The 12,366-nt window shown below is 70.5% G+C and carries 11 protein-coding genes; all 11 read left to right on the top strand.

Features of this window, described 5'->3' with window-relative positions:
• The first annotated feature begins 82 nt into the window (after positions 1-82).
• Positions 83-469 carry a GntR family transcriptional regulator gene (locus ACFVWD_RS19920; RefSeq protein ID WP_352044452.1) on the top strand — a complete coding sequence of 129 codons (387 nt, stop codon included), beginning with the start codon at positions 83-85 and terminating at the stop codon, positions 467-469.
• On the top strand, positions 466-1,371 hold the full coding sequence (locus ACFVWD_RS19915) for an ABC transporter ATP-binding protein (RefSeq protein WP_389597666.1): 906 nt from the start codon (positions 466-468) through the stop codon (positions 1,369-1,371). Before ACFVWD_RS19920 ends, ACFVWD_RS19915 begins: the two co-directional genes overlap by 4 nt.
• The gene (locus tag ACFVWD_RS19910) at positions 1,368-2,399 is read left to right on the top strand and encodes an ABC transporter permease (protein ID WP_389597664.1); all 1,032 of its coding nucleotides are present in this window, start codon (positions 1,368-1,370) and stop codon (positions 2,397-2,399) included. Before ACFVWD_RS19915 ends, ACFVWD_RS19910 begins: the two co-directional genes overlap by 4 nt.
• Positions 2,396-3,340 (top strand): hypothetical protein, encoded by a 945-nt coding sequence (locus ACFVWD_RS19905; protein ID WP_389597663.1) that lies wholly within the window; start codon positions 2,396-2,398, stop codon positions 3,338-3,340. Before ACFVWD_RS19910 ends, ACFVWD_RS19905 begins: the two co-directional genes overlap by 4 nt.
• A gap of 319 nt (positions 3,341-3,659) precedes the next feature.
• Entirely contained in the window at positions 3,660-5,891 is a 2,232-nt protein-coding gene (locus ACFVWD_RS19900; protein WP_168493084.1) for an RNA degradosome polyphosphate kinase, read from the top strand.
• Positions 5,872-7,014 (top strand): CHAD domain-containing protein, encoded by a 1,143-nt coding sequence (locus tag ACFVWD_RS19895; RefSeq protein ID WP_389597662.1) that lies wholly within the window; start codon positions 5,872-5,874, stop codon positions 7,012-7,014. The genes ACFVWD_RS19900 and ACFVWD_RS19895 overlap by 20 nt, the downstream gene beginning before the upstream one ends.
• A 10-nt stretch (positions 7,015-7,024) precedes the next feature.
• Positions 7,025-7,447 (top strand): NUDIX hydrolase, encoded by a 423-nt coding sequence (locus ACFVWD_RS19890; protein WP_389597660.1) that lies wholly within the window; start codon positions 7,025-7,027, stop codon positions 7,445-7,447.
• A 273-nt stretch (positions 7,448-7,720) separates the two neighbouring features.
• A complete protein-coding gene (gene pstS, locus ACFVWD_RS19885) occupies positions 7,721-8,857 on the top strand; it encodes a phosphate ABC transporter substrate-binding protein PstS (RefSeq protein WP_389597659.1) in 1,137 nt (378 codons plus the stop codon).
• A 104-nt stretch (positions 8,858-8,961) separates the two neighbouring features.
• Entirely contained in the window at positions 8,962-9,972 is a 1,011-nt protein-coding gene (gene pstC / locus ACFVWD_RS19880) for a phosphate ABC transporter permease subunit PstC (RefSeq protein ID WP_389597657.1), read from the top strand.
• On the top strand, positions 9,969-11,033 hold the full coding sequence (pstA, locus tag ACFVWD_RS19875; protein WP_389597655.1) for a phosphate ABC transporter permease PstA: 1,065 nt from the start codon (positions 9,969-9,971) through the stop codon (positions 11,031-11,033). Before pstC ends, pstA begins: the two co-directional genes overlap by 4 nt.
• Positions 11,034-11,086: 53 nt before the next feature.
• Entirely contained in the window at positions 11,087-11,863 is a 777-nt protein-coding gene (gene pstB, locus ACFVWD_RS19870; protein WP_101404245.1) for a phosphate ABC transporter ATP-binding protein PstB, read from the top strand.
• Positions 11,864-12,366 lie beyond the last annotated feature (503 nt).

Raw genomic sequence — 12,366 nt, 5'->3', positions numbered from 1 at the left:
CTCCGCGATTCTCGGGCTTGACTCCGGACACCCCCTTGCACCACCCTTTCACTACTCAATTAGTGAAAGGGTGGTTGTACGAGTGGTCGAGTACCGCATCGACCGGCGCAGTGGTGTCGCCACCTACGTCCAGATCGTCCAGCAGACCAAACAGGCCCTGCGCCTGGGCCTGCTGGAACCGGGCGACAAGCTCCCCACGGCCCGCGAGGTCGTGGAGGCCACGGCGATCAATCCGAACACCGTCCTGAAGGCCTACCGCGAGCTGGAGCGCGAGGGCCTGGTCGAGGCCAGACGCGGCCTCGGCACCTTCGTGAAGCGCTCGCTGGGCGCCGCCCCCGCCGACTCGCCCCTGCGCGCCGAGCTCGACGACTGGGCCGCCAGGGCCCGCGAGGCCGGGCTCGATCACGACGACATGGCGGCGCTCTTCACCGCCGTACTGGAAAAGTTCAGCAAGGGAGACAAAGAATGAGCGACACCGCCATGGAGGCGGCCGGCCTCGGCAAGCGGTTCGGGCGGCGCGGGGGCTGGGCACTGCACGAGTGCTCCTTCCGGCTCCCCGCGGGACGCGTCTGCGCCGTCGTCGGACCCAACGGCGCGGGCAAGTCGACCCTGCTGGCCCACGCCGCCGGACTGCTCGCCCCCACCGAGGGCTCCCTGACCGTGCTCGGCAGCCACCCGGCCGCCGCCCGTGAACGCATCGCGTACGTCGCCCAGAACAAGCCGCTGTACCCGCAGCTCACGGTGGCCCAGACGCTGCGCCTGGGCCACGAGCTCAACCCCGCCCGCTGGGACGCCTCGGTCGCCGAGCGGATCACGTACGAGGTCGGCGGGCTGGACCCGAAGGCCAAGGTCCGTACGCTCTCCGGCGGTCAGCGCACCCGCGTGGCGCTCGCCCTGGCGCTCGGCAAGCGGCCCGAACTCCTGCTCCTGGACGAGCCGATGGCCGACCTCGACCCGCTCGCCCGCCACGAGCTGATGGGCACCCTGATGGCCGAGGCCGCCCAGTTCGGCACGACGGTCGTGATGTCCTCGCACGTCGTCGCCGAGCTGGAGGGCTCCTGCGACTACCTGCTGCTGATAGGCGGCGGCCAGGTGCGACTGGCCGGCGACCTGGACGACCTGCTGGCCGCGCACACCCTGACCACCGGGCCGGTCCGTGACCTCGCTCCGCACACCGTGGTCGAATCCCGCACCACGGGGCGCCAGTTGACCGCCCTGATCCGCCCTCAGGGCCCGTTCTCCGTCGGACTCGACGCGCGCGCCACCACGCCCTCCCTGGAGGAGCTGGTCCTCGCGCACCTGCGCAACCCCGAGGCCCCCGCGCTGATCCTCGCCTCCGCCCGCACCGCCGCCCAGGAGTCCGCCGCATGACCACACTGACCGCCCCCGGCACCACGGCGACGCCCACGCGCCGCCCGTCCGCCACACGCGGCCTGGTGCGCACGGTGCTGCTGCTGCACCGCCCGGCGCTCTACCTCTTTGCCGGTCTGTTCGTCGCGCTCGCGGCCCTGTTGCTGTGGCTGTACGGCCCGGGGACGGATGCGGCAGCCGCGGCGTGGCGGGCGTACGACCGCTGCACGACGGCCACCTGCGCCTACGACCAGGACGCGATCCTCAGGTACAAGTCGTACTCCCAGTACGCCTCCCTCGCGCTGACCTTCCTGCCGTTCCTCGTCGCGGCCTGGGCGGGCGCCTCGCTGATCGGCCGCGAGATGGAGACCGGCACCGCGCAGCTCGCGTGGGCCCAGTCGGTCTCCCCGGCCCACTGGCTGACGGTGAAACTGGCCGTGCCGGCCGCGCTCGTCACCGTCGGCACCAGCGTGCTGGTGGTGCTGCACCGGCTGATGTGGGTGCGGAGCCAGGGCCGGATCGACACCGCCAAGGGATGGACCGACATCTTCGTCTTCCACGCCAACGGCCCGACCACCGTCGCCCTCGCCCTGTCCGGGCTCGCCGTCGGCGCGCTCGCCGGCATCAGGCTGCGCGGTTCCCTGAGCGCACTCGTCGTGTCGGTGGTGTGGACGGTCGGCGTCCGGGCCGCCCTCGCCCTCGCCCTGCCGTACCTGTGGCCGACCGTGCGGACGGTCACCAGCCTGACCCACGACGGCCCCACCAGCCTCGGGATCACCGTCCACAACGGTCTCCTCACCTCGACCGGGGCCCGGCTGCCCGACCCGCAGTGCGGCAGCAGCCACAGCTCGGAGTGCAGCACGCTCTACCACCGGCTCGACGCCGTCAGCTTCTACACCGACTCCCACCCCCAGTCCCACTACTGGCCCCTCCAGCTGATGGCGACCGGCCTGGTGCTCGTCCTCACCGCACTCGTTCTCCTCGTCGCCTTCCGGCTGCTCAAGCGCGACACCGGCAGCGCCCCGCGCACGAAGGGAGCCGCCCTGTGAGCACCGCGGGTGCCGTCGGCGGCCTGCCGTGGACCGTCGTACGCGTGCACCGCACCGCGCTGATCGTCTGGGGCTCGTTCGTCGTCGCCGTCGTCGCATTCCTGGTGTGGGCGATGGGGGTCACGGCCGACGCCGCCCGGGCGGAGGCCTTCCACTGTCTCCACTCCGACAGCTGCGACGTCACGGCCACGCTCGAGTACAGCGCGATCCTCCGATACACCGCCACCGTTCTCAGCCACTGCTTCTACGCCGTCGCCGCCTGGGCGGGCGCGGCACTGATCGCCCGTGAACTGGAGTCCGGCACCGCGTGGCTCGCCTGGACCCAGTCGGTGTCCCCCGTGCGCTGGCTGGCCGCCAAGCTCGCCGTGCCCGCACTGCTGATCACGCTCAGCGGCACGGTGCTCGTGGCGGCGTACCGCTGGAGCTGGTCGAACAGACCGGCCCGGGTCATCGGCGACTGGCCCGCCACCGCCGTCTTCGTCGCCCGCGGCCCGGCGATGGTGGCGTACGCCCTGTGCGCCCTGGCCATGGGCGCACTCGCCGGTCTGGCGCTACGGCGCTCGCTGCCCGCTCTGAGCGTCTCGTTCGCCGTGATGCTGGTGCTCAGCCAGTGCCTGGACCGGTACCGCGCGGACCTGTGGCCCACGATCACCCGTACCGGCGCCGCGGCCTACGACCAGTCCGGTCCCGTCTGGCAGCTGGAGTCCGGAGTGCTCGTCCACGGGAAACGAGTCCCGGACCCCGGGTACGGGAACTGCGAGGGCACGGCCGCGGAAGCCAAGCGATGCCTGACCGAGCACGGTGTCACGGGCCGGTACTCCGTCTACCACCCCGCCTCCCACTTCTGGCCCCTCCAGCTGGTGGAAACCGGCATCGTCCTCACCGTGACCGCCGCGGCCACCGCCGCCACCTTCCGGCTGCTGCGCCGCCGCACCTCATAACTCCCCCCGCGCCGGGGCCGCGTACGCCCCCACGGGGGGGGCGGGGCGTACGCCGCTCCCGGGCATGTAGACGTCCGGGAGCCGCTCCCCGATATCCCGCACGTCATGTCGCCGTAACCATCGATTCAGACGGGCTTGCGACGCTCAGGCAATGAAGCCCGCCGTGCCAGAGCCGTCGCCTCCACCGGAGCACGAGACCTCTCCGACGACGGGGAGCAAGGCGGTACCGGGGACGCGGAACGGGAACATCCGCCTCACCCCGCTGCCGCTCGCGCTCTCCGACGCGCCGGTCTCGCTCCCGGCGCGGAAGAATGGGTCCATGAACCAGCCCAGCGCCCAGGCACCGGTGCAGCACCCGCAGCCCTCCGTCGGCTCCATCGCCGCGCACCGCCCGCACACCGTGGCGGCGAACGTCTCCGATCTCGAGCCCGACATCGACGCCGACCTCGACGCGTACGAGGACCTGGTGCAGGACGGCATCATGTTGCCGCAGGGCCGGTTCCTGGACCGCGAGCGCAGCTGGCTCGCGTTCAACGAGCGGGTGCTGGAGCTCGCCGAGGACCCGAGCACGCCCCTGCTCGAAAGGGCGAACTTCCTGGCGATCTTCGCCAGCAACCTGGACGAGTTCTTCATGGTCCGGGTGGCCGGACTGAAGCGCCGCATCGCGACCGGCGTGGCCACCAAGTCCGCCTCCGGCCTGCAGCCCCGCGAGGTCCTGGAGATGATCTGGGCCCGCTCGCGCGAGCTCATGGCCCGGCACGCGGCCTGCTACCAGGAGGACGTCGCCCCCGCACTCGCGGAGGAGGGCATCCACCTGGTCCGCTGGAGCGAACTGACGGAGAAGGAGCAGGCCCGCCTCTTCACCCTCTTCCGGCACCAGATCTTCCCGGTCCTGACCCCGCTGGCGGTCGACCCCGCGCACCCCTTCCCGTACATCTCGGGTCTGTCCCTGAACCTCGCGGTCGTCGTACGGAACCCGGTCAGCGGCCACCGGCACTTCGCGCGCGTCAAGGTCCCGCCGCTGCTCTCCCGCTTCCTGGAGGCCTCTCCCAACCGCTACGTCCCCATCGAGGACGTGATCGCGGCACACCTGGAGGAGCTCTTCCCGGGCATGGAGGTCCTGGAGCACCACACCTTCCGGCTGACCAGGAACGAGGACCTGGAGGTCGAGGAGGACGACGCCGAGAACCTGCTCCAGGCGCTGGAGAAGGAACTCATGCGGCGCCGCTTCGGGCCGCCGGTGCGCCTGGAGGTCGAGGAGTCCATCGACCGGTACGTCCTCGATCTCCTCGTACGGGAACTGAAGATCTCCGAGGCGGAGGTGTACCCGCTGCCGGGTCCCCTGGACCTCACCGGCCTCTTCGGCATCGGCGCCCTCGACCGGCCCGAGCTGAAGTACCCGAAGTTCATCGCGGGAACGCACCGCGACCTGGCCGAGGTCGAGTCGGCGTCCGCGCCCGACATATTCGCCGCCCTGCGCGAGCGCGACGTCCTGCTGCACCACCCGTACGACTCCTTCTCCACCTCCGTGCAGGCCTTCCTGGAGCAGGCGGCGGCCGACCCGGACGTGCTGGCCATCAAGCAGACGCTGTACCGGACCTCGGGCGACTCACCGATCGTCGACGCGCTGATAGACGCCGCCGAGTCCGGCAAGCAGGTCCTCGTCCTCGTCGAGATCAAGGCGCGCTTCGACGAACAGGCCAACATCAAGTGGGCCCGGAAGCTGGAGGAGTCGGGCTGCCATGTCGTGTACGGACTGGTCGGGCTGAAGACCCACTGCAAGCTGTCGCTGGTCGTCCGGCAGGAGGGAGAAACGCTCCGGCGCTACTCCCACGTCGGCACCGGCAACTACCACCCGAAGACCGCCCGGCTGTACGAGGACCTCGGCCTGCTCACCGCCGACCCCCAGGTCGGAGCGGACCTGTCCGACCTCTTCAACCGGCTCTCCGGCTACTCGCGCCGCGAGACCTACCGCCGCCTGCTCGTCGCCCCCAAGTCCCTGCGCGACGGTCTGATCGCGCGGATCAACAAGGAAGTCCAGCACCACACCGCCGGACGCCCCGCCTACGTCCGCATCAAGTGCAACTCGATGGTGGACGAGGCGATCATCGACGCGCTGTACCGCGCGTCCCAGGCCGGAGTGCCCGTCGACGTGTGGGTGCGTGGCATCTGCGCGGTCCGGCCGGGAGTCACCGGTCTGTCCGAAAACATACGCGTACGGTCCGTGCTCGGCCGCTTCCTCGAACACTCCCGCGTCTTCGCCTTCGGCAACGGCGGCGAGCCGGAGGTCTGGATCGGCAGCGCGGACATGATGCACCGCAACCTGGACCGGCGGATCGAGGCCCTGGTCAGGATCACCGACCCGGCTCACCGGGCAGCCCTCAACCGGCTGTTCGAGACCGGGATGTCCGACACCACCGCCTCCTGGCACCTGGGCCCGGACGGCGAGTGGACCCGGCACTCGACCGACGCGGATGGCCAGCCCCTGCGGAACGTCCAGGAGATGCTCATAGACGCCCGGAGGCGCCGGCGTGGCACAGCAACACCTTGAACCCCCCACCGACTCCCCGGCCGGGCCCATGTCAGGAGACGCCCTCGCGGGCTACCTGAGGGCCCAGGCCACGGAGTTCCTCCGCTCCCTGCGACAGCACCGGGAGAACGGCACCGACGCGGGTACCTCCGCCCGGGCGAAGCCGAGAGCGGAGTCGCGCGCCGAGTCGCGCGCCGAGTCGCGAGACGTGTCACGAGACGTGTCACGGGCGGGAGAGAACGGCTCGGGGGAGAACGGCTCGGGGGAATCGGTCGACGCGGCGCGCGCCCTGCGCCGCTCGGCCCGCCGCATCAGCGGCACCCTGCACACCTTCCGGCCGCTGCTCGACGCGGAGTGGTCGGAGGGCATGCGGCCCGAACTGGCATGGCTCTCGGGCACCCTGGCCCGTGAGCACGCCTACGCGGCCCGCCTGGAACGGCTGCTCGGCGCGCTGAACCGGCTCTCGGGCGCGGCCGGCCTCCCCGCACAGGCCGCGCAGAACACCGGGGCGCCGGCCAAAGGCAGTCTGACCGTCGGCGCCGCGAAGGCGGGCGCGCTGCTCGACCGCCAGCTGACGCTGGCCCGCACCCGGGCCCACTCGGCCGCGCTCCAGGCGCTCGGCTCCTCCCGCTTCCACGCCGTCGCGGACAGCGTCGCCGTGCTCGCCAGCGAGGTGCCGCTCACCCCGGCGGCCGCCACGGCCGACCTGCGCCCGCTGGCCGCCGCCGCGACGGACCGGCTGACCGACGCGGTCACCGCGCTGCCGCTGGTCACCGCGGGCCACCCGTACAACGCCGAGGCCCTCGTGCACGGCCTCTCCGCGGACACCGCGCCCCATCCCCAGGACGCGCCCTGGCACCAGGTCCGGCTGCTGCTGCGCCTGCACCGCTACGCGTGCGAGGTCCTCTACGGGGAGGACGCCCCCATCGACGTACGACTGCTCCGCGCGGGTCAGGCCCTCAACCGGCACCGGGACGCGGCGGAGGCGGCCGCGGCCGCCGCGTCGGCGGCCCGCACCCCGCGCATCGCCCCGGCCACCGCGTACGCGCTCGGCGTGCTCCACGCCGACCAGCGGCACGAGGTGGAGGCGGCACGGTTCGCGTTCCAGCAGAACTGGCAGAAGGAAACCGTGCGCACCCCGTGAGGGAGGCCAGATGACCGAGGACACCTTCAAGGCCGTACGGGCGGCGGGCTGCGTCCTGTGGCGCCGCTCGCCATTCGGCGGTGAGCTGGAGATATGTCTCGTCCACCGGCCGAAGTACGACGACTGGTCGCATCCGAAGGGCAAGCTCAAGCGTGGCGAGGAACCGCTCGCGGGGGCGCTGCGGGAGGTCCAGGAGGAGACGGGGTACACCGCCGCGCCCGGCGCCGCCCTGCCCACCGTCCGTTATCCCGTCGCCGGCCGCCCCAAGGAGGTCCGCTACTGGGCGGCCGAGGCGACGGACGGCCGCTTCGCGCCGAACGACGAGGTCGACCGCGTCCTGTGGCTCTCCCCCGCCGCGGCCCGCGACCGTCTGACCCAGCCCAGGGACGCCGATCTGGTTGACGCCCTGCTGAGCGTGCTTCACCTGACCTAGGGCCCGTCCGACCGGTCATATGCGTACACACATGGTCATATGCGGTCAGCTCGATCGGGATCCCACCGTGTCCTCGACGTAAGCGTTCCGTGACCTCACCGCACCGCCCGCAGGGGTTCACCCTCCGTTCACTTACGGCCATCGACGCCTTCACCTGATCTGCCTAATTTCGGCCTTACCCGGTGCGGAACGCCTCCTGCGTGTGGCCTCCGCATCACACAGACCTCGCACGCCGCCAACCAGACGGCGGCTCCTGGAAGGAACACCCCAACAGTGAAGCTTCAGCGCAAGAACCGGCTTCGCGCCCTTTCGCTCGGTGCTGTCGCCGTCTCCGGCGCCCTGGCCCTCACGGCGTGCGGCTCCGACGACACCGGCACCAAGAGCAGCGCCACGGGCGGCTCGACCACGGGCTCCGCCAGCTCGATCAAGTGTGACAACTCCAAGGGCCAGCTGCTCGCCGACGGCTCGTCCGCGCAGAAGAACGCGATCGACGCCTGGGTCAAGGAGTTCAGCGCCGCCTGCTCCGGCGTGCAGATCAACTACAAGGGCGGCGGCTCCGGCGCCGGTGTCACCGCGTTCACCCAGGGCCAGGTCGCCTTCGCCGGCTCGGACTCCGCGCTGAAGCCCGAAGAGGTCACGGCCTCCAAGAAGATCTGCACCGGCGGCGGCACGGGCATCGACCTCCCGATGGTCGGCGGCCCGATCGCGGTCGGCTTCAACGTCCCGGGCGTCGACAAGCTGGTCCTGAACGCCTCGACGATCGCCAAGATCTTCGACAGCAAGATCAGCAAGTGGAACGACGCGGCGATCGCGAAGCTGAACCCGGGCGTCAAGCTGCCCGACCTCAAGATCCAGGCGTTCCACCGCTCGGACGAGTCCGGCACCACGGACAACTTCACCAAGTACCTGATCGCCGCGGCCCCCTCCGACTGGAAGTACTCCGGCGGCAAGGCCTGGCAGGCCAAGGGCGGCCAGTCCGCTCCGCAGTCCTCCGGTGTCGCCCAGCAGGTGAAGCAGACCTCCGGCGCCATCGGTTACATGGAGCTGTCGTTCGCCAAGGACGGCATCAAGGCGGCCAGCATCGACACGGGCGCCAGCGCCCCGGTCGAGGCCACCGTCGACAACGCCACCAAGGCCATCGCGGACGCCCAGGTCATCGGCACGGGCAAGGACCTCTCGCTCAAGCTGAACCGCGCCACCAAGGCCGACGGCGCCTACCCGATCACCCTGGTCACGTACGAGATCGTCTGCGACAAGGGCAACAAGTCGGACACGCTGGCCGCCACGAAGGCGTTCCTGACCTACATTGCGAGCGAGGACGGCCAGAAGGTCCTCTCCTCCATCGACTACGCGCCGATCCCGGCCGACATCATCGCCAAGGTCCGCACCACCATCGCGGGCCTCAGCTGACCTAAGCGTGCGGCCCGGTCCCGGTTCGGGGCCGGGCCGCACCGTCCGGTGCACCGCCGCCAGGAGCCGCACACCGAGTACGGCTCTGCAGACCGGAGATCCCGATGGACATATCGACACAGAACACAGACGAAGCGCCTCCCCCCACCCCCCAGCCTTCCGTGGCCGTGCAGAAACGCGCGAGCCGCGGCGCCACCCGACCCGGTGACCGGATCTTCCTCGGTCTCTCCCGCGGGTCGGGCATCTTCCTGCTGGTGATCATGGCCGCCATCGCGGTCTTCCTCACCTATCGCGCCTCGCTCGCGATCAGCAAGGACCACGGCAACTTCCTCACCACCTTCGAGTGGAACACCAACACCGTCCCGCCGGTCTTCGGCATCGCGGTCCTGGCCTTCGGCACGGTGGTCTCCTCGATCATCGCCATGGCCCTGGCGGTCCCCGTCGCGGTCGCCATCGCGCTGTTCATCACGCACTACGCACCGCGCAGGCTGAGCGGCCCGGTCGCCTACGTGATCGACCTGCTCGCCGCCGTGCCGTCCATCGTCTACGGCCTGTGGGGCGCCCTCGTCCTGGTGCCGCACTTGAACGGCCTCTTCGGCTGGCTGGACAAGTACCTCGGCTGGACCGGCATCTTCAGCTGGCAGGGCGGCGCGCCCCGCTCGATGCTCACCGTCAGCATCCTGCTCGCGATCATGATCCTGCCGATCATCACCAACGTGAGCCGCGAGGTCTTCCGCCAGGTCCCGCAGATGCACGAGGAGGCCGCGCTGGCCCTCGGCGCCACGCGCTGGGAGGTCATCCGCATGTCGGTGCTGCCCTTCGGCCGCTCCGGCGTCATCTCCGCGTCGATGCTGGGTCTCGGCCGCGCGCTCGGTGAGACAATGGCCGTCGCCACGGTCCTCTCACCGACCTTCGACATCAACGCCAGCCTGCTCGACCCGGGTGGCGGCACCTTCGCACAGAACATCGCCAGCAAGTTCGGCGAGGCGACCGCGGACGGCCGTGACGCGCTGATCGCGTCCGGCCTGGTCCTCTTCGTCATCACCCTGCTGGTCAACGGCGCGGCCCGGGTCATCATCGCCCGTCGCGCGGAGTACTCGGGGGCCAACGCATGAGCCACGCAGCACCCGTCGCGGACAAGCGTCCCAGCACCCTGCGCGGCGCGACCCTGCCCAAGTGGTCCCCGTGGGCGATCGCCGCCGGCGCCGTCGTGGTCGCCGTACTCATCGGCCTTGTCGGCGGTCTCGACAGCAAGGTCCAGTGGGGCCTGATCGCCGGAATCCTCTTCGTCCTCGGTACGTACGGCATCGCCGCGCGCGTCGAGGGCCGCCGCCAGGCCAAGGACCGCGTCGCGACCAGCCTCGTCTGGGTCTGCTTCCTCATCGCCGTCGTCCCGCTGGCCTCCCTGATCTGGACCACCGTCAAGCGCGGTGTGAAGGTCTTCGACGTCTACTTCCTGACCCACTCGATGGGTGTGGTCGCGGACTCCGAGCCCGGCGGTGGCATCTACCACGCCATCGTCGGCACGCTGGAGCAGGTCGGTCTCGCCACCCTGATCGCGGCGCCGATCGGTGTACTCACCGCGGTCTACCTGGTGGAGTACGGGCGCGGCAAGCTCTCCACGGCCATCACCTTCTTCGTCGACGTGATGACGGGCATCCCCTCGATCGTCGCCGGTCTGTTCATCCTGAGCCTGATGCTCATCCTGGACCTGCAGCCCTTCGGCTTCGCCGGTTCGCTGGCGCTGGCCATCCTGATGATGCCCGTCGTGGTCCGCTCCACCGAGGAGATGCTCAAGCTCGTACCGAACGAGCTGCGCGAAGCCTCCCTGGCGCTCGGCGTGCCCAAGTGGCGCACGATCCTCAAGGTGGTCCTGCCGACCTCGATCGGTGGCATCACGACCGGTGTGATGCTCGCCGTCGCACGCATCACGGGCGAGACCGCCCCGGTGCTGCTGCTGGTGTGGGGCACGAACTTCATCAACACCAACCCGTTCTCCGGAGCGCAGGCCTCGCTGCCGCTGTACATCTACCAGCAGTACGCGAACAGCGCCGGTTCGAACGCGGCGTACGACCGCGCCTGGGCGGCGGCACTCGCCCTGATCGCCTTCGTGATGATCCTCAACCTGGCGGCCCGCGGCATCGCCCGCTGGAAGGCACCGAAGACAGGTCGCTGACGCGGCCATATCAGCGACCAGCAGCATCCCCCTCGAAAGAAGCAGTGATTGACATGGCCAAGCGAATCGACGTAAGCGGTCTCACCGCCTACTACGGCTCCCACAAGGCGATCGAAGACATCTCGATGACGGTCGAGCCGCGCTCGGTGACGGCGTTCATCGGCCCCTCCGGCTGCGGCAAGTCGACGTTTCTGCGCACGCTCAACCGTATGCACGAGGTCACCCCCGGCGGCCGGGTCGAGGGCAAGGTCCTCCTCGACGACGAGGACCTCTACGGCCAGGGCATCGACCCCGTCGCCGTGCGCCGCACGATCGGCATGGTCTTCCAGCGCCCCAACCCCTTCCCCACGATGTCGATCTTCGACAACGTGGCGGCGGGTCTGCGTCTGAACGGCTCGTACAAGAAGTCCGAGCTGAACGACGTCGTCGAGAAGTCCCTCAAGGGCGCGAACCTCTGGAACGAGGTCAAGGACCGCCTCAACAAGCCCGGTTCGGGTCTGTCGGGTGGTCAGCAGCAGCGTCTGTGCATCGCGCGGGCGATCGCGGTGGAGCCGCAGGTCCTCCTCATGGACGAGCCCTGCTCGGCCCTGGACCCGATCTCGACCCTCGCCATCGAGGACCTGATCGGCGAGCTGAAGGAGCGCTTCACGATCGTCATCGTGACGCACAACATGCAGCAGGCCGCGCGAGTCTCCGACCGCACCGCGTTCTTCAACCTGGCCGCGGTGGGCCAGCCGGGCCGGCTCATCGAGATCGACGACACGGAGCGCATCTTCTCCAACCCGTCGGTGCAGGCCACGGAGGACTACATCTCCGGCCGCTTCGGCTGAGCCGTTTCCCCCCATACCCCTCGCGGTGCTGCATGGCGGTGCCACCGCGAGGACGAGAAGGGCCCGCCCCTGGCTCCCGGGGGCGGGCCCGCTCGTCTTCAACGAACACCAGTCCCGCCGCAGGCGTTCCAACTACGGGCCGACGGGGGCTTGTCACGCAGGTCCTTCGGCTACCGGCCGGCGGGGGCTTGTCACGCAGTTTCCCGCGCCCCCTGAAACGGGGCTTCGCCCCGAATCCCCCACCATCCCCAACCCACCCAGAGACCTTCGGCTGCCGGCCGGTGGGGGTTACTCGCGCAGTTCCCCGCGCCCCTGAAGGGGCGCTCCGCGCGTCTCCGGCCCTTCCGGCGTTTGAGTACGAGCCCGTCCAGGCCGATGCGGAGTCCCGCGGAGGCTGGGGCGGCAGCCCCCGATGGGGTTCGGGGGCGGAGCCCTGCGGGGGGGCGGCAGCCCCGTAGGAGGTCTGGGAGCGGCAGCGCCCGATGGGGTGCAGGGGCGGAGCC

Origin of the sequence: Streptomyces sp. NPDC058086 (genome assembly GCF_042885015.1) — a bacterium.
Classification (GTDB): Bacteria; Actinomycetota; Actinomycetes; order Streptomycetales; family Streptomycetaceae; genus Streptomyces.
The sequence above is the reverse complement of the archived record's forward strand: the minus strand, read 5'-3'. Positions and strand labels throughout refer to the sequence as shown.

What these genes read in the sequence shown, in the direction of transcription:
- pstA (WP_389597655.1), top strand. Translation starts at nt 9,969, where the DNA reads ATGAGCCACGCAGCACCCGTCGCGGACAAGCGTCCCAGCACCCTGCGC.
- ACFVWD_RS19890 (WP_389597660.1), top strand. Translation starts at nt 7,025, where the DNA reads ATGACCGAGGACACCTTCAAGGCCGTACGGGCGGCGGGCTGCGTCCTG.
- pstC (WP_389597657.1), top strand. Translation starts at nt 8,962, where the DNA reads ATGGACATATCGACACAGAACACAGACGAAGCGCCTCCCCCCACCCCC.
- pstB (WP_101404245.1), top strand. Translation starts at nt 11,087, where the DNA reads ATGGCCAAGCGAATCGACGTAAGCGGTCTCACCGCCTACTACGGCTCC.
- ACFVWD_RS19900 (WP_168493084.1), top strand. Translation starts at nt 3,660, where the DNA reads ATGAACCAGCCCAGCGCCCAGGCACCGGTGCAGCACCCGCAGCCCTCC.
- ACFVWD_RS19910 (WP_389597664.1), top strand. Translation starts at nt 1,368, where the DNA reads ATGACCACACTGACCGCCCCCGGCACCACGGCGACGCCCACGCGCCGC.
- ACFVWD_RS19915 (WP_389597666.1), top strand. Translation starts at nt 466, where the DNA reads ATGAGCGACACCGCCATGGAGGCGGCCGGCCTCGGCAAGCGGTTCGGG.